This is a genomic window from Agromyces sp. GL_144 (assembly GCF_057834305.1).
The window spans coordinates 2,818,218-2,841,941 of sequence record NZ_CM174399.1; the positions used below are offsets into that span (position 1 = coordinate 2,818,218).

A 23,724-nucleotide genomic window follows, 5' to 3' on the forward strand; every position below is an offset into this window, starting at 1 on the left:
GCAGTCACGAGTTCGTGTACCTCACTTTCACGCCGGCGACCTCAACATCCAACCAGACGCGGTCCTCGGGCTTCGCCTCGGGGACCTGGCAACTCGTCGGGTTCTGCGCGGCGACGCCCGTGTCGTCGCCGACGATCCCGCATCGGAAGCTCGCGGGGATCCCCGAATTGGGGGGTTCGCTCGTCCAGGACCACGTGGCGAGCGCCGGATCCCACACCCTCGACGGCAGCGCGAAGGTGAGCGAGGGCTGGGCGTTCACGGGGAGCACGGCCGACCACGGCCCGCAGGTGCCCCATGCCGAGCAGGATCTCACCTGGAATCGCGCCGCCTCGCCGAACGGGCGGTTCAGCAGGGCCCTGAGCCAGCCCGAGCCCGGGAAGTCGCGCGGATCGCCGATCCGCAGGCCGTTGGCGTCGACCGCGATGATCTGCAGCCGCGACGACGACGGCCGGACCTCCGCGATGTAGCGGTCCCAGGTGTCGGCGTTCATCCAGTCCATGCCGCTGCGCACCGAATCGATGCCGCCCGGCGCCGGTCTGACGACGAGCCCGGCGACATCGGTGCTCACGCAGGCCGAGCGGTTGTACCCCCACACCACGAAGGAGTACTTCACGGAGTCCGACACCGTTCCGGTGAACGTCGCGCTCGAGGCATCCGGACCGACCTGGATGACCTCGGCGACACCGCCGCCGCGAGACGGGGCGACGACGGAACCCGGTGCGGGCGAGGTGACGGCGCAGGCCTGCGGACCCGTCGGCGCCGACGCGCCCCCGTCGGAGAGGCGCTGCACGAAGTACCCGCCGATCGGATCGCCGTTGCCGCTGAACGGCGACCAGCTGACCGTGACCGCACCGGCCATGGCGTCGCCGCTCACCACGATGGAGCCCGCCACCGGCGGGCCGAACGGCGTGCCCGACGACCTGGCATCGGCCCAAGTCGCCATCGCGGGGTACGCCTCGTTGCGGGCGCTGACCGAGAACTCGACGAGGCTGCCGTTCTGCTGGGGCGGGGAATCCACGGTGCAACGCGAGGCCGTGCACACCGAGCCGGCATCGACCTCCATCGGCACCCCGCCGACCACCACGACGTACGAGTGCACGGGGCTGCCGTTGCCGACCGGGACCGGCGCCCATTGGATGCGGAGCCGACCGTCGAGCGGGCTGGATCCGAGTCCGCCCGGCGCACCCGGCACCACGTCCGACCAGATCGGGCCGGGCGCCGCCGCCGGGTCGGACAGGCCGATCGCGTTGCGGGCCTGGATCTGCACCGTGACCGCATTGGCGCGGCCGTTGCCGGTGGTCGGCACCCGGCACGTCGTCGCCTCGCATTCGGAGGACGCGACCTCGGCGCCCGAGACGGGGTCGAGCAGGCCGATGCGATACCCCGTGATCGGGGAGTTGTTGAACCCCCCGGCGCCGAACACGACGTCGAGCGTGCCGTCGCCGAACCCGGTGACCGCCGGGGCCGTGACCGACTCCGGACGATCCTGGACCGAGATCGTCACCGTGCCCCACGCGAACCGGCTCGGGTCGTCCGTGGCATCCGCGACCTGGTACTGCAGGGTGGTGTTGACGGGCTCGGCATCGTCGGAGACCGTGACGGAGAGCGACGATCGGTCGCCGCTCGGCACGATCGTGATGCCGTCGGGCAGCGCGGCGCCGAGCCCCCGAACCGTCCGCACGCGAAGGGGGACGTCGGGGAACGGGTTCGTCGGGCCGTCGTTCGCGAGCACGTCGACGACCGTCGTGCGCCCGCGCGGCGCGATCGCCGTGTCGGCGGCCGGACGCGCGATCGGCTGGGTCGAGGGCACCACGCCGAGCGTGATCCGGCCCGGCGTGCCGTCGCCCGAGGCATCCAGCACCGAGATCGTCACGGACCCGGTCGTGCCGATCGGCGTCGACGGCGAGGCCGTGATCTTGAGCACGTCGCCGACGAGGTCGAACTCGAAGCCCGTCGGCCGGGGGTCGAGGATGCGGTACCGCAGGTCGCCGACCTGATCGGGGTAGGTCGTGAGCCTCTCCAGCTCGATGGACTTCGACTCGCCCGGCTGGAAGTCGATCGAGCCGCCCGCGAAGACCGGCGGCTGGTCCTCGGTCGAGAGCACCTTGATCGGGATCACGATCGTGCCGGTCCTCCCGGTGGGGTCCTGCGCCGACTCGCCGTCGGTGACGGTGAACGAGATCGACGCCGGCCCGAAATAGCCCTCCTCGCTCCGGAACCGGAGGGTGTGCTCGTCGACCCATGGGTCCTCGCCGTCGCCGTGCGCGACGCGCACGCTCGCGGCATCCGTGATCCGCACCGGCCGCCCCGACGCCGCGATCACGAAGTCCTCGAGGTCCAGTTGCACGGTCTCGCCGCTGTCCACCGAGACGAGCGGCGCGTCGGCTCGCAACTGGGGCACGGCGTCGTCGCGCCCAGGGACCCAGATGAACGCGTAGGTCAGCACCTTCGGATCCTCGGGATGGGTGACGCGGAACGGGATGATCCGGCGCTGGTCCTCGACCTCGACCCGGATGCGGCCGTCGGGCAGCGTCTCGACCCCCCTGCGGAAGCCGTCGAGCAGGTCGACCCGGAGCGCCGCCGTGTCGCCGTCGGCGAGGAACGCCTTCGCGAGGACGTCGACGTCGACGACGTCGCGATCCAGGATGTCGCTCAGGGTCAGGACGGTGTCCTCCACCTCGGGCCGGGCGAGCGGCGCGTCCTCGGTCGCGATGATGACGAGGAAGGCCGTCGCCGTGCCGTTGTGCCGGTTCGCCACGGTGTAGCGGAACCCGTACTCGCCCTCCTCGTCGGGCAGGGTGACGTCGACCTGGTCCTTCGAGAACGCGACCGTGGCCGGATTGTCGTTCGGCACCACGTCGACCACCTCCAGCGTGCCGCCGTCGGGGTCGCTGTCGTTGGCGAGGACGCGCACCGAGACGGTTCTCCCGGGCCGCACGACCACGCGGTCCTGCACGGCCACCGGGTTTCGTGCCGAATCGGGCCTCGTCGCGATGCCGACCCGGATCGTCCCGGTCCCGCGCGCACCGAGCGCGTCGATCACCGAGTACTGGAACGTGTCGGTGCCCGTCGCGTAGGGGCCCGCCTCGTATTCGAGCCATCCCGGGCCGGTCTGCAGCACGACGCCGAGGTCGGGGTTGGACTCCTGGCCCACGAGTTGCACGGAGTCGCCGTCGGGATCGGTCGCGGTGAGCGGGATCGGGATGCGCACCGTGTCGCCGGCGAGCGCCCGTGCCGTGATGGTCGGCGGGACGGGCGGCGAGTTCGTGGTCGGGTCCGCGTCGCGGACGGTCAGTCGGAGCGTGGCCGTCGCGGACTGGCCGTCGGAGGCGACGATGCGGTACACCGCCTCGAACTCGCCCGGCTCGTCGGGAGCGAAGAACCGCAGACGATCGCCGCTCGGGAAGAGCAGGCCCTGCTCGGGCTTCTGGTCGAGCTCGGGCGCGAGCTCGAACGTCAGCGCATCGGGGTGCTCGTCGTTCGCGAGCACCGGGATGTCGACGACGTCGCCGACGCGCGCCGTGGCGGAGTCGGCGTTCGCCACGGGCGGCTGGGTTCGCGGCGGATCCGGCACGTGCACCACCGTGACGACGCCGTCGGCCTCCCCGAGGCCGTTGCTCACCCGATACCGGAACGAGGCCGATCCGAGCGGCAACGGTCCGAGGAGGTCCACGCGCAGGATCCGATGCTCGATCACCTCCACGGTGAGCGGGGCGTCGTCGAGGCCGTCGATGCCCGTCAGCACGAGCACGCCGCCGGTCGGGTCGATGTCGGTCGCGAGCACGTCCACGTCCATGGGCGTGCCCATGCGCAGGAACGCCGTGTGCGGAACCGTGATCGGCGTGGTGTCCCGCTCGGGCGGCGCCTCGACCTCGACGCGGATGAGGCCGGTGGCCGTCACGCTCCCGTCGGTCACGACGTACTGGAGGTAGTGCGTGCGTTCCGCGGTGCTGCGGAACCGGAAGGAGCCGCCGTCGTAGTCGGGGGTGATCTGCGCATCCTCCTTGGCGGGCACCGAGCTGAGCGTGATGCGCCCCGTGCCGCCGTGCACATGCCGCAGCGGATCGACCCTGACCTCCTCGCCGGTCGTCGCGAGCACGACGAACGGCTCGGCCACGAGCGGGACGTCGGAGCGCACCTCGATCGTGAGCTCCCCGCCGCCGTCGTCGCGCCCATCGGATGCCACGAGCGCGACGCGCCTCGTCGAGCCGACGCCGCCGTCCTCGTCGAAGACCACGACGCCGTCGGCCGTGTACGAGACGTCGTCCGGGCGATCCGTCGTCGCGGAGCGGAGGAAGAACGGGTCGCCGTCAGGGTCGATCCAGTCCCCGAGGACGGCGGTCGTGGCCCGGCCCTTCTCGGCGACGGCGGCCTCGCGATCGCGCACCTGCCGGGGCGGGGAGTTCTCGTCGTCGGCTCGGATCGCGACGCTCACGGAGGCGGTGTCGCTCGCGCCGCGGCCGTCGTCGACCGTGTACTCGAACGCGAATCCTTCGACGACCGACGCGTCGAGGGTCACCTGCACCTGCTGGCGGTCGGCGACGATGTCCAGCCGCACCCCGTCGGGCAGTGCACCGTCGACCCGGTCGAGTGCGAGCACGTCGCCGTTCGAGTCGGAGTCGTTCATGAGCACCGGCAGGATGGAGGAACGGTTCGGTCGGGCGCCGAACTCGTCGTCGACGGCGACCGGTGCGACCTGGCTGCGCTCGATCGGCGCATCGGTGTCGGAATCGTCGGACTCGATCGTCTCGTCATCGGGCCTGGTCGCCAGCAGCGCCGCCCAGTTGTCGATGAGGCCGTAGTCGGTGCCGGCCGCCCACGCCGTGCCGGACGCCCGGTCGTTGAGCACGAGCGCGTCGCCGTTCGCGAAGTACGCGAGATCGGCCCCGCCCCGCAGCCCCTCGAGCGGATGGGCGGTGCCGGATCCGCCTCCGCAGGATCGCCAGGCCGTGCCGCCCGCCCAGGCCGCGTTCAGGCATCCGGCGTGACGGATCGGAGCGGCCGCGTCGCCGTTCGCACCGGGCACGACGTCGTCGGTGATCACCCCGGTCTCGAGGTCGACGAGCACCAGCCCCGACCGGCTCGCGATCGCGAGGACCCGGCCGTCGGCGGAGGGCTGCTGCAGCAGGGGTGCGTCGGACACGCCGATGACGGAGTCCAGTTCGATCTCGCGTCGCTCGGTCATCAGGGTCCTCGTCGCCTCGTCGTAGACGACCCATCGTTCGCCGACCGAGGTGATCTGCAGCCGAGCGTCGGCATCCGTCTTCTCGGTCGTCCACTGTCCGCCGACGGATTCGGAGTCGGCCGCGTCGACTCGCTTGACGTCTCCGGTCGACGGCGTGTAGGCGAAGAGCACGCCGTCGGGGTCGACCGAGACCACCGTGCCCTTGCCGAAGCTCAGCGTCGGGTCGGCGTCGGTCGCCAGGTCGGCGAACTGATCGCTCCGCGCGGTCCACACCTGACCGTCGGCGGCGACGACCACGCGCGATCCGGCGAGCGCGACGGTGCTGCCCGGCGGCACGGCGACCGTATCCTGGATCACGGACGTCGTCGGGTCGATGATCGCGACCGTCGCCCGGTCGGGATCGAGCGCGAGCACGGTGTGCCCCCGCTGGATGATCTCGCCGGTCGCGCCGCCCGTCTCGACGACGGAGTTCAGTTCGTGCACGGCGGTATTGGCACGGCCGATCGACTCCAGATCGCCGTTCGCGACCCAGACGGCGGCGTCTCCGAGGTCGACCCGCTGCGCGGAGTATCCGCCGGATGCCACGGCCACGGCCACGATGACGGCGACCACTCCCCCGCTGACCGCCGAGGCGATCACCGCCGAACGATGCCTGCCGAGGGCTTCGGGAAGTCGCATCACGGCTCCACGTCGACGCAGCGCTGCTCGCTGGCCCTGCCGGACTTGCCGTCGCGCGTCACGGTCACGCTGGCGCAGAGGCGGTCGCCTTCGGATGCCGCGACCTCGACGTGCGCGTCGCGTTGCGCGGGATACGACTCGCCGTCGACCACGACGATGTAGGCGTCGTCGGCGCGGAGCCCGGGATCGTCCCACGTGAAGCTCACCGTGCGGCCGTCGACCGAGCCCCGCACGTCGGTGACGACGGGGATGGATGCCGTCGTCGTGGTGAGGAGCACGACGGCCGTCGAGACGGCGACGACGACGGCGACGCACGCCGCCCCGATCGTCCATGCCAGGCGGCGCGACCGCCTGGCCGCCCGTGCATCGCCCGCCGCCGCGGTGGCCGTGGCGCCGGATCGGGAGTCGCCGCGGAGCGTGGTCGCCGTCATCGCCTCGTGCGACCGTCGGCGGCGCGTGCCGGGGCGTCGTTCGGTGCCGGCCGCGGCCGTGAGACTCGTGCGGTCGTCGACGTCGAGGGCGATGGCCTGCCAATCCTCGGTCGCGACCTCGAGCGGGGTCTGGGACAGGCCGAGCTCCGCCTCGACCGATTGCAGGTCGCGGCCGAACTCCAACGCGCTGCGCTGGCGATCCTGCGGACGCCTCGACATCGCCCGAGCCAGGATCGCCTCGAGCGACGCGGGCACGTCGGGGCGATCGGTCGGGCGCAGCCCGGCTCGACGGATGCGAGCCGCCACCTGGTCGGGCGTGTTGTCACCGCCCGGCGCCTCGAACGGGCTGCGCCCCGCGAGCAGCGAGTAGACCGTGGCGCCGAGCGACCAGACCTCGCTGTGCACCGTGCCGCCGACATCCTCGTGCAGGACCTCGGGCGCCGACCACGGGATGGACATGCCGATCGCGTCGACCGTCTCGGCCCCGTCGGCCGCCTCGACCCCGCCGATCGTGGCGGCGATGCCGAAGTCGGAGAGCACGGGGTGCCCGTATGCCGTCGTGAGGATGTTCGAGGGCTTGATGTCGCGGTGCAGCACGTTGCTGCGGTGGGCGGTCTCGACGGCGCTGGCGATGCGCACGCCCGTCGCGAGCACCTCCGACAGCGGGATCGGCGCGGCGCGGTACCGCTGTCCGAGGCCGGTCGGGCAGTACTCCATGACGAGGTACGGCCGACCGTCGGCGGCGACGCCGGCCTGGTAGACCGTGAGGATCGAGGGGTGCGAGGAGAGCTGCGCCATGACGTTCGCCTCGGCCTGGAACATCTGCCGGAGCTCGTCGTTGACGACCTCGGCGAGCAGCACCTTGACGGCGACGAGGCGCCTCGGCATGTTCTGCTCGTACAGGAACACGTCGGCGAACCCGCCCGACCCGAGCACGCGCACGAACACGAAGCCCGGCAGCGTCGGGGGCGTGGACGGCAGACGTCTCGACACGATCCTCCCTGATCTCGGGGCCTGTCGGATCGCGAATGCTCGCGACCCGTGGGCCACGGACAGCCCCATTCTAGGGTCGTCGCACGTCGCCGAGACCTTCGGCGTCGGCCTCGTCAGGCGGATGCCGCGTGCTCGCCGCTCGTGGGCGGGGTGACCTCGAGCACGTCGACGATGAGCACCGTGACGTTGTCGCGACCGCCGTTGCCGAGCGCGGCCTCGAGCAGGTGCGACGCGGCACGCTCCGGCGCGCGGTCGGCCATGAGGAAATGCCGGATGCCGTAGGAGGTGAGCTCCTTCGTCAGCCCGTCGGAGCAGACCAGCAGCCGCATGCCCGGCTCGATCGCGATGGCCCGGTAGTCGGGGATCGGCGTCTCGTGGAAGCCGACGGCGCGCGTGATCACGTTCGAGTGCGGGTGGGTGTCGGCCTCGTCGCGCGTGATCTGGCCCGAGTCCACGAGCTCCTGCACGATCGAGTGATCGACCGTGAGCTGTTCGAGTACGCCGCCGACGAGGCGGTAGACGCGCGAGTCGCCGATGTTGAACACGATCCACGCGGGCTCGTCGGAGATGACGCCGAGCGCGACCCCCGTGACGGTCGTGCCGCTGCCCTCATCGGTCACGCCGCGGCCGTGCACCATGTCTTGTACGGCGAGCTCGAGTGCGTGGTCGATCTCGGCCGTGCCCATGGTGAGCCGGCCGCCGTATTCGGCGAGGCGCGTGACGACCGCGGCGCTGGCGAAATCACCCGCGGCGTGCCCGCCCATGCCGTCGGCGACCGCGAAGACGGGAGCCTGGGCGACGAAGCTGTCTTCATTCACCTGGCGCCGGTGCCCGGTGTCGGTGGCCGCGGCCCAGGCGATCGTGATCTTCGTCCCGTCGGGCAGCGCGATCGGATGCCGGGAGTTGCCGTGTCCGATCTGCGTCACGAGGGGGGCCTGTCGTCTCGGTTCTGGCTGGTGGCGTCCTCTCGGGCGGGGAGGACCTCGACGATCGTATCGTCTCCGAGGTCGAGCAGGCTCCCCTCGACCACGACGACGGACTCGCCCGCGCGCAGTCGGCGCTCGCCGCCCGGCGTGCGCAGGAACGTGCCGTTCGTCGAACGGAGGTCGGTGGCGACGAGCCTGGATCCCTCGACACGGAGCTCGAGATGGGTGCCGGAGACCACGCCCGTCGGTGAACGCACGGCCACGAGTTCGGGAACCCCGGCCCGTCCGAAGGGGGTGCGCGGGGCGCGCGGGCGGCGCCCGATGATGATCGGGGCGGCGACCTCGCGGGCGTCGCCCCGGCCGATCCGCACCATCGGCACTGGGGCCGGGGGCGGCGCGCATGCCGGTTCGGGTGCCGGTGCCGCGGTCTGGACGGGTGCCGCCGGGCCGGGCGCAGGGCCGACCGGGCGCAGCACCGTGTCGTCGTCGTCCGGAGCCGGCTCCGCGGCATCCGCTCGCTCGGTGTCTTCGGGCACCGTCGCGACCGGGCTCCACTCGATCGTGGATGCGCGCAGGCTCGCCCTGGCGTGCCTGACGCGTTCGGTGGCCGCGCCGAGCCGGTCGAGCGGGGCGTCCGCACCCGTGACGCGCACACCGGTGACATCGCGGAACTCCGCGAGGTGCCATGGTCGGATGCCCCGCGCATCGAACCGGCGCGAGCCGCCGGGCGATTCGAGGTCGACGATCGCGCCGCCGCGCACCACGGCCGTCACGGTCTCGCTGCCGTCGTCGGGCCACCACACGATGGCGAATCCGGGGTCGCGGTCGGATGTGGGCGCCGGGATCGCCTGCACCAGTCGCTCGATGCCGACTGCGGCATCGGCCGCGGCCTCGGCGAGCACCGAGACGGCCCGGTCGTCGGCGGGGGCGCCGAGCGCGGCGATGAAGCGATCGCCGATCACGACGTCCCAGGCGGCGCGCCCCGCATGCGTCGCGCTCCTCACCGTTCCAGCAACCATGGCTTCAGTCTCGCACCAGTCGCGATCGCGGTCAGCCGATCGCGCTCATCACGTGCTTGATGCGGGTGTAGTCCTCGAAGCCGTAGTTCGAGAGGTCCTTGCCGTAGCCGGAGTGCTTGAATCCGCCGTGCGGCATGTCGGAGACGAACGGGATGTGCGTGTTGATCCACACGCATCCGAAGTCGAGGTGCTTCGCGAACCGCATCGCACGGGTGTGCTCGCTCGTCCACACCGAGGCGGCGAGCGCGTAGTCGACCCCGTTCGCCTTCGCGAGCGCGTCGGCGTCGTCGGCGAACGGCTGCACGGTCAGCACCGGGCCGAAGATCTCCCGCTGCACGACCTCGTCGTCCTGACGGACGCCCGTCACGATCGTGGCCTCCCAGAAGTAGCCGACCTCGCCCTGGCGGCGACCGCCGGCGACGATCTCGGCGTGCGCGGGCAGCCGGTCGATGAAGCCGGCGACCTGGGCGAGCTGGTTCGCGTTGTTCAGCGGGCCGTAGAGCACGCCGTCTTCGCGGGGGCCGCCGGTGCGGGCGTCGGATGCCGCGTGCGCGACGAGGAGTTCGACGAACCGATCGTGCGCGGACTCGTGCACGAGCACTCGTGTCGCGGCGGTGCAGTCCTGCCCGCCGTTGAAGTACGCGGCGGCGACGATGCCGGCGGCGGCGGCGTCGAGGTCGGCGTCGGCGAACACGATGGCCGGCGCCTTGCCGCCGAGCTCGAGGTGCACGCGCTTGAGATCGGATGCCGCAGCGCGGGCGACCTCCATGCCGGCTCGCACCGAGCCCGTGATGGCGACCATCTGCGCTCGCTCGTGCCCGAGCACGGCGGCGCCGGTCGTGCGATCGCCGGTCACGACGTTGAGCACGCCCGCGGGCAGGAACTGGGCCGCGACCTCGCCGAGCAGCAGCGTCGACAGCGGGGTCGTGTCGGAGGGCTTCAGCACGACGGTGTTGCCGGCAGCGATCGCCGGCGCGACCTTCCACACGGCCATGTTGAGCGGGTAGTTCCACGGCGTCACCTGGCCGATGACGCCGATGGGCTCGCGACGGACGAACGACGTGTGGCCGGCGAGGTACTCGGCCGCAGCTCGGCCCTCGAGGTTGCGCGCGGCCCCCGCGAAGAAGCGCAGCTGGTCGACGGACTGCAGGATCTCGTCCTGCACGAGCGTCGCGCGCGGCTTGCCCGTGTCCTGCGACTCGAGGTCGGCGAACTCCTCGGCGCGGTCGGCCATCGCGTCGGCGATGCGGAACAGTGCGAGCTGGCGTTCGGCGGGCGTCGTCTCGCCCCAGACCTCGAAGGCGTCGGATGCCGCGCGGTAGGCCGCCGCGACGTCCTCGAGATTCGAGACGGGCGACGTGCCGTAGACCTCCTCGGTCGCAGGGTCGACGAGGTCGATGCCCTGATCGCCGCGGGCATCGATGTAGTCGCCGCCGATGAAGTTCCGGATGGGTGCTGCGGTCATGCTGCTCTCCTCGTCGCGAGCCACGGGCTTCGGCGCCCGCGGCATCGTCGTCGGCTGCGGCATCCGTGGTGGGAAGCCGGGGATGTGTGCGCCATCGTAATCGGATCCAGTGGGTCGACGCGAGCTATTGCATGGGAATTCGTTGCATTGTGTACGGAATTCAACGGAATCCCTTGCATGCGCCCGTGGCTGCTGTAACAATCGGCTGCATGACGAACACGGCGCGAACGGGCCAGCCGCGGGCCGTGCACCTCGACGACGTGTCCAAGGCGATCATCGAGCAGTTGCAGGCCGACGGCCGACGCTCCTATGCCGACATCGGCAAGGCGGTCGGGCTCTCCGAGGCCGCGGTGCGGCAGCGCGTGCAGCGGCTCACCGAGTCGGGCGTCATGCAGATCGTCGCCGTGACCGACCCGATGCAGCTCGGCTTCACGCGCCAGGCGATGATCGGCATCCGTGCGTCGGGCGACACGAGGGAGCTCGCGGCGAGCCTCGCCGAGATCCCCGAGATCGACTACGTCGTGCTCACCGCCGGCAGCTTCGACGTGCTCGCCGAGGTCGTGTGCGAGAACGACGACGAGCTCATCTCGTTGCTGAACACCCGCATCCGCAATCTGCCGGGCGTGCGCTCGACCGAGACGTTCGTCTACCTCAAACTCCAGAAGCAGTTCTACAACTGGGGCACTCGCTAGAAGGGATCGATCATGACCGATCGAGTAGAAGACAACGCGACATTGCAGGCGATGGCGAAGGACCACCTCTGGATGCACTTCGCCCGGCAGTCCACCATGGAGACGTCGGGCGTGCCGATCATCACCAGGGGCGAAGGCCACCGCATCTACGACATCCAGGGCAAGAGCTACATCGACGGCCTCGCCGGACTCTTCGTCGTGAACGCCGGCCACGGCCGCAGGCGCCTCGCCGAGGTCGCCGCCAAGCAGGCGGAGCAGCTCGCGTTCTTCCCGATCTGGTCGTACGCCCACCCGAAGGCGATCGAACTGGCCGACCGCCTGGCCCAGCACGCGCCGGGCGACCTCAATCGCGTCTTCTTCTCGACCGGCGGCGGCGAGGCGGTCGAGACCGCGTACAAGCTGGCGAAGAACTACTGGAAGCTCATGGGCCGCCCGTCCAAGTACAAGGTGATCTCCCGCGCGTTGGCCTACCACGGCACCCCGCAGGGCGCCCTCGCCGTCACCGGCCTGCCGATCAAGGCGCCGTTCGAACCGATCACGCCCGGCGGACTGCGCGTGCCGAACACGAACTTCTACCGTGCAGCCGAGATGGGCGCGCCGACCGAAGACGAGGAGGCCTTCGGCATCTGGGCGGCGAACCGCATCGAGGAGCAGATCCTCATGGAGGACCCCGACACCGTCGCGGCCGTGTTCCTCGAGCCGGTGCAGAACTCGGGCGGATGCTTCCCCCCGCCCCCCGGCTACTTCCAGCGCGTGCGCGAGATCTGCGACCAGTACGACGTGCTGCTCGTCTCCGACGAGGTCATCTGCGCGTTCGGCCGCATCGGCCACATGTTCGCCTGCGAGGAGTACGGGTACGTGCCCGACATGATCACCTGTGCCAAGGCCATGACCTCGGGGTACGCGCCGATGGGCGCGACCATCATCAGCGATCGCATCTACGAGCCGTTCAAGCACGGGGACACCACGTTCTACCACGGCTACACCTGGGCCGGGCACCCGGTCTCGGCGGCCGTCGCCCTCGAGAATCTCGACATCTTCGAGGAGGAGCACCTGTTCGAGCACGTGCGCGAGAACTCGCCGCTGTTCCGCTCCGAGCTCGAGAAGCTCAACGACCTGCCGATCGTCGGCGACGTGCGCGGCGCGGGCTACTTCTTCGCCGTCGAACTCGTGAAGGACAAGGCGACGCGCGAGACCTTCAACGAGGAGGAGTCCGAGCGCCTGCTCCGCGGGTTCCTCTCCACGGCGCTCTACGACGCCGGGCTCTACTGCCGGGCCGACGACCGCGGCGACCCGGTCATCCAGCTCTCGCCGCCGCTCACCATCGGCGTGCCGGAGTTCCAGGAGATCGAGCAGATCCTGCGGAGCGTGCTCACGGAGGCCTCGAACCGCCTCTGACCGACGTGGGTGGGCTCGCCGCAGCCCAGCCTGCGGCGAGCTCATCCGTCTGCCCGGGCGAACGCCCAGTCGGGCAGCGCCCCCGAGCCGATGAATCCGTCGAGCAGTCGCGCCATCGCATGATCGGCGTCGATCTCCAGTGCCGCGTCGAGGAATGCTCCGGCCATCGACCCCCGTCCGAGCGCCCACGCCGTCCAGGCGGCGATGCAGCAGGCTCCCGGTCGCGCCGCCTCCGGCGCGTTCGCGATGAGGTGCCGCATCGCCTCGAGCCCCGATTCGAGGCGGCGGCGATCGGGCCTCAGCATCGTACGGCCCATGACGATCCGGCCGAGCAGGTCGTCGATCTCGGTGCGCGTCTCGAACGCGAACGCTCTCGGCGCCGCTCCGTCGGTCCCGGCTCCGGAATCCATCGCGGCCTCGCGTTCGTCGGCGGCGTCGGAGGCGTCCAGCGAGAGCTCGGCGATCACCCGCCCGAAGGCGATCTGCAGCATCATCGCATCGCGGATCGCCGGCCGCGCGGCCAGATGCAGGAACCAGCCGAGCAGCCCGGGATCGGGCGCACGCCGCGAACGGGTCAGCAGCGACTCGACGAGCTCCATGGGGTCGGCGAAGCGCCCCAGCCCGGCGATGGCCGACTCCGCGCTGCCGATCGCACCGATCTGCTCGTAGGCTGCCGCGATCGCATCTGCGATTTCGGCGTCGGCGGCAGGCATCGCACCGGCCTGATCGGGCGCCATGCCTCGCGGTGCGGCCGCTGCGCCCGACGCGTCATGGGCCGCCCGGCTCGTCGCGATGAGCGAGAGCGGATGCCCCGACTCCGGCCCGTTCGCCTCGAGCGCCGATGCCCACGCGTCGCCCGCGTGGCAGAGCGCGTCGCGGATCTGGAAGCCGGCCTGCTCGGCACGGTCGACGAGCAACTCCAGCAAGGCCCGCTCGGGCAGGCCGCCATGCTGCCGGAACGTCTCGTCGGTGTAGACGATCGGCACGAGCGAGTCGACGTCGGGCATGCGGCAGACCGTGCCGACGACGGCGGCGACGAGTGCGTCGTGATCGCCGACGTCTCGGGGCAGGTCATGGCGGAGGACCCCTGCCGTGCGATTGCCGATGAAGACGACGCACACGAGCGAGCGACGAGGGTTGAAGCCGGCGAGCGCCGGCACGAGGGCGAGGAGATCGTGCGCCGACGCGGCGCGGATGATGGCGGTCATACGCCACATGCTGGGCGAGGCGGACGACGGAATCCATGATCCCCACGGCCGGGCCGATGCTCGCGCGCGCAGGCCACCTGTTAGGGAGGGGTGAGGCACTCGTCCTCCACATCTCCCGAGAACGTCGGCACGTCCGCGATGTCCGATTCCCGCGAGTGGATGTCGGTGCCCGTGGCTAGTCTCGAACCATGACCGAACTGCACCTCGTCCGCATCGACAGCCCCATCGGGCGCATCGAGATCGTCGCCGACGACGACGCCATCACCGCGCTGTCGATCGAGCGCGACGGCACCCTCCCCCACGACGCCGAACCCGAGCACGCCAACGCCGTGCTCGAGACCGCGAAGGCCCAGCTCGCCGAGTACTTCGCGGGCGAACGCACCGACTTCGACCTGCCCGTGCGCCTGCACGGCACCGAGTTCCAGCGGGCCGTCTGGCAACGCCTCCAGCAGCTCCACCACGGCGATGCCACCTCCTACGGCGCTCTCGCCGACGCCGTCGGCAGGCCGGGCTCCGCACGGGCGATCGGCGGCGCCGTCGGGGCGAACCCGGTGCCCATCATCGTGGGCTGCCATCGCGTGCTCGCATCCGACGGTCGCATCACCGGCTACTCGGGCGGCCAAGGCGTGCCGACCAAGCTCTGGCTGCTCGGCCACGAGAAGATCGGGTTCGCAGCGTGAGCGTGATCCCCCGTCCTGAACTCGTGCTCGGCGACGACGGCCTGCACCGCTGCGGCTGGAGCGCCGGCGACGACGAATACCGCCGCTACCACGACGAGGAGTGGGGCCGTCCGCAGCACGATCCGACGCGGCTCTTCGAGAAGGTCTGCCTCGAGGGCTTCCAGGCCGGCCTGTCGTGGATCACCATCCTGCGTCGTCGACCGGCCTTCCGCGAGGTCTTCCACGGGTTCGACGTCGAACGCGTCGCGGCCATGGACGAGGCCGACGTGCAGCGCCTGCTCGCCGACGAGCGCATCATCCGTCACCGCGGCAAGATCGAGGCGACCATCGGCAACGCGCGTGCCACCCTCGAGCTCGATCTCCCGATCGACGAGTTCATCTGGAGCTTCGCGCCCGACACGCCCCGCAGACCGCCCGCATCCTATGCGGAGGTGCCGGCGATCACTCCGGAGTCGAGTGCCCTCAGTCGCGAGCTCCGCACGCGCGGATTCCGGTTCGTCGGCCCGACGACGATGTACGCGCTCATGCAGGCCGCCGGCCTGGTCGACGACCATCTCTCCGGTTGCTACCGGTCGGCCGCGGAGCCGGTGCCGAACGCGGCCGCGAGCTGAATCCGAACGAGTCGAGACGCCTGCGCTCGTCAGGCGACGAGCTCGAGCTCCAGCGGCGAGCGTGCAGATGCCGCCGAGCCGAGACCGAGCACGACGTCTTCGCCGGCCGCCCACTCGATGAGGTCGTCGACCGACTCGATCTCGGGCCGGGTCTCGAGGAAGCGCCTGGTGAAGCGTCCCTTCGCCTGCTTGTTGAAGTGGTTCAGCGCTCGTCGCCGCCCATCGCCGTCGATCGACACCACGCGCACGAACACACTGTTCTCACGGATCGGCGCCGGGCCGAGGTCTGCGTACGCCTCCGAGCGCAGGTCGACGATGACGCCGGAGTGCGCATCGATCAGCGCCGAAACGGCCGCGCGCCAGAACCGGCGCAGGGTGATGCCCGGCACGCGGGAGTCATGCGACAGCCGGTACGCCGGAATCGGATCGAGCGCGCCGAGCAGGCCGAAGAGGGCCGAATGCACGAACGTCGTCTCGGCCGCGAAGCGGCGTGCCGCATCATCGAGCGAACCGGCGTCGAGGGCGTCGAAGAGCACCCCTGTGAAGCGGTCCAGGGCGGGCATCGTCGGCGAGGTGCGCAGCCGACGATCGTGCTCCACCTCGGTCACGAGCCTCGGACCGAGCTTCAAGGCGCGCAGCGCAGCCGGCTCGTCGGAACAGAGGTCGATCACGCGGTCGACCAGCTCGGAACGAAGGTCGCCGAGCTGTGGGTACGACAGCCTCGTGACGTCGAGGGGCGCGCCGTCGCCGCCCTCGCGCTTCGTCTCCGAAGGCGGCAGGAGCAGCAGCATCTACGACGCGAGGAACGCGAGCGTCGCCTCGACGTTCGCGCCGAGGGACTCGACACTGTCGATGCTCACGCGCGGCAGCGCCGACGACGGACCGGTCCAGGGCGCATAGCCCTCGAGGCTCTGCTCGACGGCGCGCCAGGTGGTCTCCTCGAGATGCGGGAGCCCGCGCTCGCGCTTCTCGAGCCGTGCACGATGCACGGCCTCATCGGAGCAGAACACCTCGACCACGCGGAGTCGCACCTCGTTGCGCACAGCCAGGTCACGCCACTGGAGTCGGGCGGCCTCGGCCGCATTCACGGCATCGACGATGACGGTCCGCCCGGAGGCGAGCTCCTTCTCGGCGATCTCCTCGGCGACGAGGTACGCCGCGAGGCCAGTGGGCTCATCGGCGTCGATGCCGGCACGAAGGATCGCCGACTCGATCGGGTCGACCGAGACGACGGTCGCCCCGAGCCGGGCGCCGACGATCTCCGCGATCGTCGACTTGCCCGCTCCGGGCAGACCCGCCATCACGACGAGTTGCGTGACCGCCAGTTCACCGAACTGGCGGTCCAGCGGCTGCTCCCCCTGCATCCGCGACGCCTCAGTTCAGGCTCGCGCGCGAGGCGACGATCTGCACCACGTTGGACTGGACGGAGAGGAAGCCGTCTTCGGCGTTCGCCGTGACCTTTTCGCCGCCGGGCAACGACACCCGCACCTCACCACTGGCGAGGACCGCGAGCATCGGCTCGTGGCCCGGCAGGATGCCGATCTGACCCTCGACCGTGCGTGCGACGACCATGGACGCCTCGCCCGACCAGATCTCCCGGTCGGCCGAGACGACGCTCACGTTGAGTGCGGCCATGCTCAGCCGTTCTCCTTCTGGATGCGAGCCCAGTTCTCTTCGACGTCGGTGATCGGGCCGACGTTGAAGAACGCCTGCTCGGCCACGTGGTCGAAGTCGCCGCGGGCGATCGCGTCGAACGACTCGATCGTGTCCTTCAGCGGAACCGTGGAACCCTCGACGCCCGTGAACTTCTTGGCCATGTAGGTGTTCTGCGAGAGGAACTGCTGGATGCGGCGCGCGCGCGACACCGTGATCTTGTCCTCTTCGGAGAGCTCGTCGACACCGAGGATGGCGATGATCTCCTGCAGTTCCTTGTTCTTCTGGAGGATCTGCTTGACCGTGGTCGCCACGCGGTAGTGGTCGGCGCCCAGGTACCGGGGGTCCATGATGCGCGACGTGGAGGTCAGCGGGTCGATGGCGGGGTACAGACCCTTCGACGCGATCTCGCGCGAGAGCTCGGTCGTCGCGTCGAGGTGGGCGAAGGTGGTCGCGGGGGCCGGGTCGGTGTAGTCGTCGGCCGGCACGTAGATCGCCTGCAGCGAGGTGATCGAGTGACCACGCGTCGAGGTGATGCGCTCCTGGAGCACACCCATCTCGTCTGCGAGGTTGGGCTGGTAGCCCACGGCGGAGGGCATGCGGCCGAGCAGCGTGGAGACCTCGGAGCCGGCCTGCGTGAAGCGGAAGATGTTGTCGATGAAGAGCAGCACGTCCTGCTTCTGCACGTCGCGGAAGTACTCCGCCATCGTGAGCGCGGAGAGGGCGACGCGAAGACGCGTTCCCGGCGGCTCGTCCATCTGGCCGAAGACGAGGGCGGTCTTGTCGAAGACGCCCGCCTCCTCCATCTCGTGGATGAGGTCGTTGCCCTCACGGGTGCGCTCACCGACACCGGCGAACACGGACACACCGCCGTGGTCCTGCGCGACGCGCTGGATCATCTCCTGGATGAGGACGGTCTTGCCGACGCCGGCACCGCCGAACAGGCCGATCTTTCCACCCTGCACGTAGGGGGTGAGGAGGTCGATCGACTTGATGCCGGTCTCGAAGAGCTGCGTCTTCGACTCGAGCTGGTCGAATGCCGGGGGCTTGCGGTGGATCGGCCAGCGCTCGGTGATCTCGATCTGCTCGCCGGGCGCGCCGTTCAGCACCTCGCCGATGACGTTGAAGACCTTGCCCTTGGTGACATCGCCGACCGGAACCGAGATCGCCTCGCCGGTGTCGGTGACCTCCTGGCCGCGGACGAGACCGTCGGTGGGCTTCAGGGCGATGGCGCGAACGAGGTCGTCGCCGAGGTGCTGGGCGACCTCGAGGGTCAGCACCGTCGTCACGTCTTCGATCGTGATCTCGGTCTTCAGCGCGTTGTAGATCTCGGGAATCGAGTCGTGCGGGAACTCGATGTCGACGACGGGGCCGGTGACGCGGGCGATGCGTCCGACGGCGCCGGCGGCACGCTCGGCGACCGGCGCGGTTGCGGTGTCAGTCATTCTGCTCTCTCTTTTCTGAGTTGCTACTTGGCGGCGACGAGCGCATCGGCGCCGCCCACGATCTCGGAGATCTGCTGCGTGATCTCGGCCTGACGCGCGTTGTTCGCGAGGCGGGTGTAGTCGGTGATGAGGTTGTCGGCATTGTCGCTCGCCGACTTCATCGCCTTCTGGGTCGCCGCGTGCTTCGCGGCGGAGGACTGGAGCAGCGCATTGAAGATGCGGCTCTCGATGTAGACCGGAAGCAGCGAGTCGAGCACGGTCTCGGCATCGGGCTCGAACTCGTACAGCGGTTCGACCTCGGTGCTGGGTTCGGCGACGCCCTCGACGACCTCGAGCGGCAGGAGACGCACAACCGAGGGGGTCTGCGTCATCATGCTCACGAAGCGGTTGTAGACGACGTAGATCTCGTCGACGCCGCCGTCGGACGCATCGCGCAGGAACGCCTCGAGCACCGTGTCGGAGATGTCCTTCGCGAGCTCGAAGTCGGGGTTCTCGGAACTGCCGACCCACTGCTGCTCGGACTCACGACGACGGAAGGCGAAGTACCCGACCGCCTTGCGGCCGACGAGGAAGTAGTTGACTTCCTTGCCCTCGGACCGGAGCAGCTCGCTGAGCTGCTCGGCCTCGCGGAGGACCTGCGAGTTGAACGCGCCGGCGAGGCCACGGTCGGACGTGAGGATCACGACCGCGGCGCGCTCGATGCGCTCGGGCTCCGTCGTCAGCACGTGGGCCACGTTCGAGTGCGTCGCCACGGCCGACACGGCGCGCGTGATCGCCCGCGAATACGGCGTCGAAGCCGCCACCCGCGCCTGCGCCTTCTGGATGCGCGACGCGGCGATGAGCTCCATCGCCTTGGTGATCTTCTTCGTCGTCTGGGCAGACTTGATCTTCTGCCGGTAGACCCGAAGTTGCGCTCCCATGTCTCTCCTGAATTCTTAGAGTCGATCGATCAGTCGTGCGAGGCTCAGCGCCGCGTCTTGACGACCTGCTCCTGGTCGACGTGCTCGGCGTCGATGGGCTCGAACTGCTCGGAGCCGACCGAGGCGAGCGGCTTGCCCTCGCCGGTCTGGAACTCGAGCTTGAACTTGTCGACCGAGGACTCGAGCGTCGCGACGGTCTCGTCGGTGAGCACGTTCGTCTCGCGGAGGTCGCTCAGCACCGAGGTGTTGCGGCCGAGGAAGTCGAGCAACTCGCGCTCGAAGCGCAGGATGTCCTCGACCGGGACCTCGTCGAGCTTGCCGTTCGTGCCGGCCCAGATCGAGACGACCTGCTCCTCGACGGGGTACGGCGAGTACTGCGGCTGCTTGAGGAGCTCGGTGAGACGTGCGCCTCGCGCGAGCTGGCGACGGCTCGCCGCGTCGAGGTCGGACGCGAACATCGCGAACGCCTCGAGCGAGCGGTACTGCGCGAGCTCGAGCTTCAGCGTGCCCGAGACCTTCTTGATGGACTTGACCTGCGCGTCGCCACCGACACGCGAGACCGAGATGCCCACGTCGACCGCCGGACGCTGGTTGGCGTTGAAGAGGTCGGACTGGAGGAAGATCTGGCCGTCGGTGATCGAGATCACGTTGGTCGGGATGTATGCCGAGACGTCGTTGGCCTTGGTCTCGATGATCGGCAGGCCGGTCATCGAGCCGGCGCCCAGCTCGTCGGAGAGCTTCGCGCAACGCTCGAGCAGACGCGAGTGCAGGTAGAAGACGTCGCCGGGGTACGCCTCGCGTCCCGGGGGACGACGCAGCAGCAGCGACACGGCACGGTAGGCCTCGGCCTGCTTCGACAGGTCGTCGAAGATGATGAGCACGTGCTTGGAGTCGTACATCCAGTGCTGGCCGATGGCCGAGCCGGTGTACGGTGCGAGGTACTTGAAGCCGGCCGGGTCGGAGGCCGGAGCGGCGACGATCGTCGTGTACTCCATGGCTCCGGCGTCTTCGAGCGCGCCCTTCACCGAGGCGATGGTCGAGCCCTTCTGGCCGATCGCGACGTAGATGCAGCGGACCTGCTTGTTGACGTCGCCCGACTCCCAGTTGGCCTTCTGGTTGATGATCGTGTCGATCGCGATGGCCGTCTTGCCGGTCTGGCGGTCGCCGATGATCAGCTGACGCTGACCGCGGCCGACGGGGATCATGGCGTCGATGGCCTTGATGCCGGTCTGCAGGGGCTCGTGCACCGACTTGCGCTGCATGACGCCGGGGGCCTGCAGCTCGAGCGCGCGACGACCCTCGAGGCCGGTGATCTCACCGAGGCCGTCGATCGGGTTGCCCAGCGGGTCGACGACGCGGCCGAGGTAGCCCTCGCCGACGGGGACGGAGAGGACCTCGCCGGTGCGGGTCACCTCCATGCCCTCCTCGATGCCGGTGAACTCGCCGAGCACGACGACGCCGATCTTGTCTTCGTCGAGGTTCAGCGCGAGGCCGAGCGTGCCGTCCGCGAAGCGGATGAGCTCGTTGGCCATGACCGAGGGGAGGCCCTCGACGTGCGCGATGCCGTCGCCGGCATCGGTGACGTATCCGACCTCGGTCTTCTGCGCCGCGCCCGGCTCGTAGGCCGAGGCGAACTCCGTGAGAGCCGAGCGGATCTCATCGGGGCTGATGGAGAGTTCTGCCATTGTCTTTCCCTTTTCTGTACCGGTTGTACAGCTACTGGTCTGTCGCGGCGCGAGACGCCGGTCGTTGTCGTCCGGCGTCAGCCGGCAAGCTTCTGCCTCAGCGAGCTGAGGCGCGAGGCGACGCTGCCGTCGATGACGTCGTCGCCGATCTGCACGCGAACGCCGCCGAGCACGGCGGGATCGATGATCGTGTCGAATCGGATGCGGCGGCCCGCCTGTGCGGCGAGACGTTGCTCGAGGCGTGCGAGCTGGGCGTCGTTCAGCGGCACGGCCGTCGTGACCGTCGCGACCGCGAAGCCGCGCTGGTCGGCGACAACGGATGCCGCGCCGCGCAGCATCGCACCGATGCGCCGGCCCCTGGGCGAGAGCACCAGGTGCCGAACCACGACGAGTGTCGCCGGGGAGACGGGGCCGGTGCCGAGCAGGCGCTCGACGAGCCTCGCCTTGGCGTCGTTCTCGCCGAGCTTGGACCCGAGCGCGAGCTCGAGCTCGGCGTCGGATGCGACCGTGCGCTCGAACGCGAACAGTTCGGCATCGAGCTCGACGCCCTCGCCCGCGGAATCGGCCGCGACACGGAAGCCGATCTCTTCGATGCCGTCGAGGAAGTCCGCCTGGCTCGACCACCGGTTCGACGCGGCCGCGGTGAGCAGGCTCACCGCGCCGGGCACGAGGCGGCTGCCGAACACCGAGGTGACGAGCTGCCGCTTCTGGGCCTCATCGGCCTCGTTGTCGGTGAGTGCGCTGCGCAGCTGCGCAGAACCGGCGATGAGTCGACCGGCGGCGAGCACGTCTTCTGCCACCTGCAGGTCGGCCCGGCCGAACGACGCGAGCGAGGCTCGCGTCGAGGCCAGGGCTTCTCTCGTAGCACTGCCCATGGGTTACTTCGTCTCCCCTGCGGCGGCCTTCTCGGACGCCTCGAGGTCGGCGAGGAACCGGTCGACCACGGCCTGGGCCTTCTGGTCGTCGGTGAGCGACTCGCCGATGACGCCGGACGCCAGGTCGATCGCGATCGTGCCGACCTCGGAGCGGAGCGAGACGAGCGCGGACTGGCGCTCGGCCTCGATCTGCGCCTGGGCGCTCGTGGTGACGCGCGTGGCCTCGGCCACGGCGGTCTCCTTCGCCTCGGCGACGATCTTCTTGCCGTCTTCGCGCGCGGTCTCGCGGATCGCACCGGCTTCGGCACGCGCGTCGGCGAGCTGTGCGGTGTACTCCTCGAGGGCGGCCTCGGCCTTGCGCTGGGCCTCGTCGGCCTTCGCGATGTTGCCCTCGATCGCCTCGCCACGCTCATCGAGCATCTTCTGGACGCGCGGCAGCACGTACTTCCAGAAGAAGATCAGGATGATGACGAAGCAGACCGACGACCAGAGGATGTCGTACAGCTCGGGAATGACCGGGCTGTGGGTCTCGCCACCCTCGGTTGCAGCGCTCAGTACTGCATGAAGCACGTTGGCCTCCTCAGTTGCGGCGGGTGGATCAGACGAAGATGAAGTAGGTCGCGATGCCGATGAAGGCGAGCGCCTCGGTGAAGGCGATACCGATCCACATCAGGACCTGGAGGCGACCGGCGAGTTCGGGCTGGCGAGCCACGCCCTCGATGGTCTTGCCGACGACGATGCCCACGCCGATGGCCGGGCCGATGGCTGCGAGGCCGTAGCCGACCGTCGCGATGTTGCCGTTGATCTCAGCGAGAACGGTGGTTGCGTCCACGTTGGGTTTCCTTTCCTAGGGATGTTTCTGGGCGGGTGCCCGGGCTCAGTGCTCTTCGGCGACCGCGAGCTGGATGTAGACCGCGGTGAGAAGGGCGAAGACGTACGCCTGCAGGACGGCGACGAGGATCTCGAACAGCGTGAACACGAGGCCGAAGGCCAGGGTTCCGGCACCGAGGAGGGTCCACCAACCGCCGAGCGAGAAGACGAAGAACTGCGTCGCCGCGAAGAAGAGCACGAGCAGGAGGTGACCGACGATCATGTTCATCATGAGTCGCAGGGTCAGCGTGATCGGGCGGATGATGAAGGTCGAGATCAGCTCGATCGGCGTGACGATGATGTACACCGGCCACGGGACACCCGAGGGGAAGAGGGAGTTCTTGAAGAAGTTCTTGGGGCTCTTCTTGACGCCCGCGTAGATGAAGGTGACGTAGGCGACGATCGCGAGCACCAGCGGCACGCCGATGACCGAGGTGCCGGCGATGTTCAGGCCGGGGATGATGCCCGTCAGGTTCATGAACAGGATCATGAAGAACATCGTCGTGAGGATCGGCAGGAATCGCTTGCCGTCCTTCTTGCCGAGGAGGTCTTCGGCGATATTGACGCGCACCAGGTCGAGACCCATCTCGACGAGGCTCTGGAATCGGCCGGGCACCATGCGCATGCGGCGCGTGCCGAGCCAGAAGACCAGCAGCAGTGCGATGACCGCGACGTAGCGGACGAGCATGATGCGGTTGATCTCGAACGGCGTACCCTCGAAGAACAGCGCTCCAGGGAAGAATTCGTCGATCGACGGCCCGTGGAATTCACCATCGTTGGTTGACATCGGAACCAGAAGGTTCAGAGCGTTAGCTAGCAGCGCTATCTCCTGTTTCGGGGCGTGGAGCTCGGCTCTCGCGACGACGAACATCGGATCGGTTTCACGCACATGCCGAAGCAGGCGTTTACCGGGGGGATCTCCATTACTCTAGCAATACTTCGGGCATCGGACGAATCGCCGTCGAAGTTCGTCCGAGTCGACTTCGACAC

Annotated in this window: 20 protein-coding genes; 4 read left to right on the top strand and 16 right to left on the bottom strand. The window is 69.6% G+C overall.

Annotated features, from left to right (window positions below):
- Positions 1–4 precede the first annotated feature (4 nt).
- The 5 genes from AC3IPY_RS12885 to AC3IPY_RS12905 all read right to left on the bottom strand — a co-directional run bounded on the left by AC3IPY_RS12885 (position 5) and on the right by AC3IPY_RS12905 (position 10,697).
- Positions 5–5,863, bottom strand: a complete 5,859-nt coding sequence (locus AC3IPY_RS12885) for an Ig-like domain-containing protein (protein WP_489184673.1) — start codon at positions 5,861–5,863, stop codon at positions 5–7.
- Positions 5,863–7,287: a serine/threonine-protein kinase gene (locus AC3IPY_RS12890; protein WP_489184674.1), complete on the bottom strand. Its 1,425-nt coding sequence runs from the start codon at positions 7,285–7,287 to the stop codon at positions 5,863–5,865. The genes AC3IPY_RS12885 and AC3IPY_RS12890 overlap by 1 nt, the downstream gene beginning before the upstream one ends.
- Before the next feature lie 113 nt (positions 7,288–7,400).
- Positions 7,401–8,213, bottom strand: a complete 813-nt coding sequence (locus tag AC3IPY_RS12895; protein WP_489184675.1) for a PP2C family protein-serine/threonine phosphatase — start codon at positions 8,211–8,213, stop codon at positions 7,401–7,403.
- Positions 8,210–9,232: an FHA domain-containing protein gene (locus AC3IPY_RS12900; RefSeq protein ID WP_489184676.1), complete on the bottom strand. Its 1,023-nt coding sequence runs from the start codon at positions 9,230–9,232 to the stop codon at positions 8,210–8,212. The genes AC3IPY_RS12895 and AC3IPY_RS12900 overlap by 4 nt, the downstream gene beginning before the upstream one ends.
- A gap of 31 nt (positions 9,233–9,263) precedes the next feature.
- Entirely contained in the window at positions 9,264–10,697 is a 1,434-nt protein-coding gene (locus tag AC3IPY_RS12905; RefSeq protein ID WP_489184677.1) for an aminobutyraldehyde dehydrogenase, read from the bottom strand.
- Between the two features lie 209 nt (positions 10,698–10,906).
- On the opposite strand from AC3IPY_RS12905, the gene AC3IPY_RS12910 reads away from it, so the two are divergent.
- A complete protein-coding gene (locus AC3IPY_RS12910) occupies positions 10,907–11,389 on the top strand; it encodes an Lrp/AsnC family transcriptional regulator (protein ID WP_489184678.1) in 483 nt (160 codons plus the stop codon).
- Between the two features lie 12 nt (positions 11,390–11,401).
- Positions 11,402–12,787, top strand: a complete 1,386-nt coding sequence (locus tag AC3IPY_RS12915; protein ID WP_489184679.1) for an aspartate aminotransferase family protein — start codon at positions 11,402–11,404, stop codon at positions 12,785–12,787.
- Positions 12,788–12,828: 41 nt separating this feature from the next.
- On the opposite strand, the gene AC3IPY_RS12920 is transcribed toward AC3IPY_RS12915, so the two are convergent.
- On the bottom strand, positions 12,829–14,094 hold the full coding sequence (locus AC3IPY_RS12920; RefSeq protein WP_489184680.1) for a DUF4192 family protein: 1,266 nt from the start codon (positions 14,092–14,094) through the stop codon (positions 12,829–12,831).
- An 89-nt stretch (positions 14,095–14,183) separates the two neighbouring features.
- On the opposite strand from AC3IPY_RS12920, the gene AC3IPY_RS12925 reads away from it, so the two are divergent.
- Positions 14,184–14,675 (top strand): methylated-DNA--[protein]-cysteine S-methyltransferase, encoded by a 492-nt coding sequence (locus AC3IPY_RS12925; protein ID WP_489184681.1) that lies wholly within the window; start codon positions 14,184–14,186, stop codon positions 14,673–14,675.
- A gap of 5 nt (positions 14,676–14,680) precedes the next feature.
- Positions 14,681–15,286: a DNA-3-methyladenine glycosylase I gene (locus tag AC3IPY_RS12930; protein WP_489188335.1), complete on the top strand. Its 606-nt coding sequence runs from the start codon at positions 14,681–14,683 to the stop codon at positions 15,284–15,286.
- 29 nt (positions 15,287–15,315) lie between these two features.
- Here AC3IPY_RS12930 and AC3IPY_RS12935 read toward each other — a convergent pair whose 3' ends face one another.
- The 10 genes from AC3IPY_RS12935 to atpB all read right to left on the bottom strand — a co-directional run bounded on the left by AC3IPY_RS12935 (position 15,316) and on the right by atpB (position 23,521).
- Positions 15,316–16,077 carry a YaaA family protein gene (locus AC3IPY_RS12935; protein WP_489184682.1) on the bottom strand — a complete coding sequence of 254 codons (762 nt, stop codon included), beginning with the start codon at positions 16,075–16,077 and terminating at the stop codon, positions 15,316–15,318.
- Positions 16,078–16,650, bottom strand: a complete 573-nt coding sequence (locus tag AC3IPY_RS12940) for a P-loop nucleotide/nucleoside kinase family protein (RefSeq protein WP_489184683.1) — start codon at positions 16,648–16,650, stop codon at positions 16,078–16,080.
- Positions 16,651–16,660: 10 nt separating this feature from the next.
- Positions 16,661–16,921 carry a F0F1 ATP synthase subunit epsilon gene (locus tag AC3IPY_RS12945; protein WP_489184684.1) on the bottom strand — a complete coding sequence of 87 codons (261 nt, stop codon included), beginning with the start codon at positions 16,919–16,921 and terminating at the stop codon, positions 16,661–16,663.
- A 2-nt stretch (positions 16,922–16,923) separates the two neighbouring features.
- A complete protein-coding gene (gene atpD / locus AC3IPY_RS12950) occupies positions 16,924–18,384 on the bottom strand; it encodes a F0F1 ATP synthase subunit beta (protein WP_489184685.1) in 1,461 nt (486 codons plus the stop codon).
- A gap of 23 nt (positions 18,385–18,407) precedes the next feature.
- The gene (locus tag AC3IPY_RS12955; protein ID WP_489184686.1) at positions 18,408–19,304 is read right to left on the bottom strand and encodes a F0F1 ATP synthase subunit gamma; all 897 of its coding nucleotides are present in this window, start codon (positions 19,302–19,304) and stop codon (positions 18,408–18,410) included.
- A gap of 44 nt (positions 19,305–19,348) precedes the next feature.
- Positions 19,349–20,989, bottom strand: a complete 1,641-nt coding sequence (gene atpA, locus AC3IPY_RS12960) for a F0F1 ATP synthase subunit alpha (RefSeq protein ID WP_489184687.1) — start codon at positions 20,987–20,989, stop codon at positions 19,349–19,351.
- Positions 20,990–21,066: 77 nt separating this feature from the next.
- The gene (locus tag AC3IPY_RS12965) at positions 21,067–21,864 is read right to left on the bottom strand and encodes a F0F1 ATP synthase subunit delta (RefSeq protein ID WP_489184688.1); all 798 of its coding nucleotides are present in this window, start codon (positions 21,862–21,864) and stop codon (positions 21,067–21,069) included.
- Between the two features lie 3 nt (positions 21,865–21,867).
- A complete protein-coding gene (locus AC3IPY_RS12970) occupies positions 21,868–22,434 on the bottom strand; it encodes a F0F1 ATP synthase subunit B (protein ID WP_489184689.1) in 567 nt (188 codons plus the stop codon).
- A 28-nt stretch (positions 22,435–22,462) separates the two neighbouring features.
- Entirely contained in the window at positions 22,463–22,696 is a 234-nt protein-coding gene (gene atpE / locus AC3IPY_RS12975; RefSeq protein WP_022888426.1) for an ATP synthase F0 subunit C, read from the bottom strand.
- Positions 22,697–22,741: 45 nt separating this feature from the next.
- A complete protein-coding gene (gene atpB / locus AC3IPY_RS12980) occupies positions 22,742–23,521 on the bottom strand; it encodes a F0F1 ATP synthase subunit A (protein WP_489184690.1) in 780 nt (259 codons plus the stop codon).
- Positions 23,522–23,724 lie beyond the last annotated feature (203 nt).

What these genes read in the sequence shown, in the direction of transcription:
- AC3IPY_RS12965 (WP_489184688.1), bottom strand. Translation starts at nt 21,864, where the DNA reads ATGGGCAGTGCTACGAGAGAAGCCCTGGCCTCGACGCGAGCCTCGCTC.
- AC3IPY_RS12905 (WP_489184677.1), bottom strand. Translation starts at nt 10,697, where the DNA reads ATGACCGCAGCACCCATCCGGAACTTCATCGGCGGCGACTACATCGAT.
- AC3IPY_RS12945 (WP_489184684.1), bottom strand. Translation starts at nt 16,921, where the DNA reads ATGGCCGCACTCAACGTGAGCGTCGTCTCGGCCGACCGGGAGATCTGG.
- AC3IPY_RS12955 (WP_489184686.1), bottom strand. Translation starts at nt 19,304, where the DNA reads ATGGGAGCGCAACTTCGGGTCTACCGGCAGAAGATCAAGTCTGCCCAG.
- AC3IPY_RS12910 (WP_489184678.1), top strand. Translation starts at nt 10,907, where the DNA reads ATGACGAACACGGCGCGAACGGGCCAGCCGCGGGCCGTGCACCTCGAC.
- AC3IPY_RS12925 (WP_489184681.1), top strand. Translation starts at nt 14,184, where the DNA reads ATGACCGAACTGCACCTCGTCCGCATCGACAGCCCCATCGGGCGCATC.
- AC3IPY_RS12885 (WP_489184673.1), bottom strand. Translation starts at nt 5,863, where the DNA reads ATGCGACTTCCCGAAGCCCTCGGCAGGCATCGTTCGGCGGTGATCGCC.
- atpD (WP_489184685.1), bottom strand. Translation starts at nt 18,384, where the DNA reads ATGACTGACACCGCAACCGCGCCGGTCGCCGAGCGTGCCGCCGGCGCC.
- AC3IPY_RS12940 (WP_489184683.1), bottom strand. Translation starts at nt 16,650, where the DNA reads ATGCAGGGGGAGCAGCCGCTGGACCGCCAGTTCGGTGAACTGGCGGTC.
- AC3IPY_RS12935 (WP_489184682.1), bottom strand. Translation starts at nt 16,077, where the DNA reads ATGCTGCTGCTCCTGCCGCCTTCGGAGACGAAGCGCGAGGGCGGCGAC.
- AC3IPY_RS12900 (WP_489184676.1), bottom strand. Translation starts at nt 9,232, where the DNA reads ATGGTTGCTGGAACGGTGAGGAGCGCGACGCATGCGGGGCGCGCCGCC.
- atpA (WP_489184687.1), bottom strand. Translation starts at nt 20,989, where the DNA reads ATGGCAGAACTCTCCATCAGCCCCGATGAGATCCGCTCGGCTCTCACG.
- atpB (WP_489184690.1), bottom strand. Translation starts at nt 23,521, where the DNA reads ATGTCAACCAACGATGGTGAATTCCACGGGCCGTCGATCGACGAATTC.
- AC3IPY_RS12915 (WP_489184679.1), top strand. Translation starts at nt 11,402, where the DNA reads ATGACCGATCGAGTAGAAGACAACGCGACATTGCAGGCGATGGCGAAG.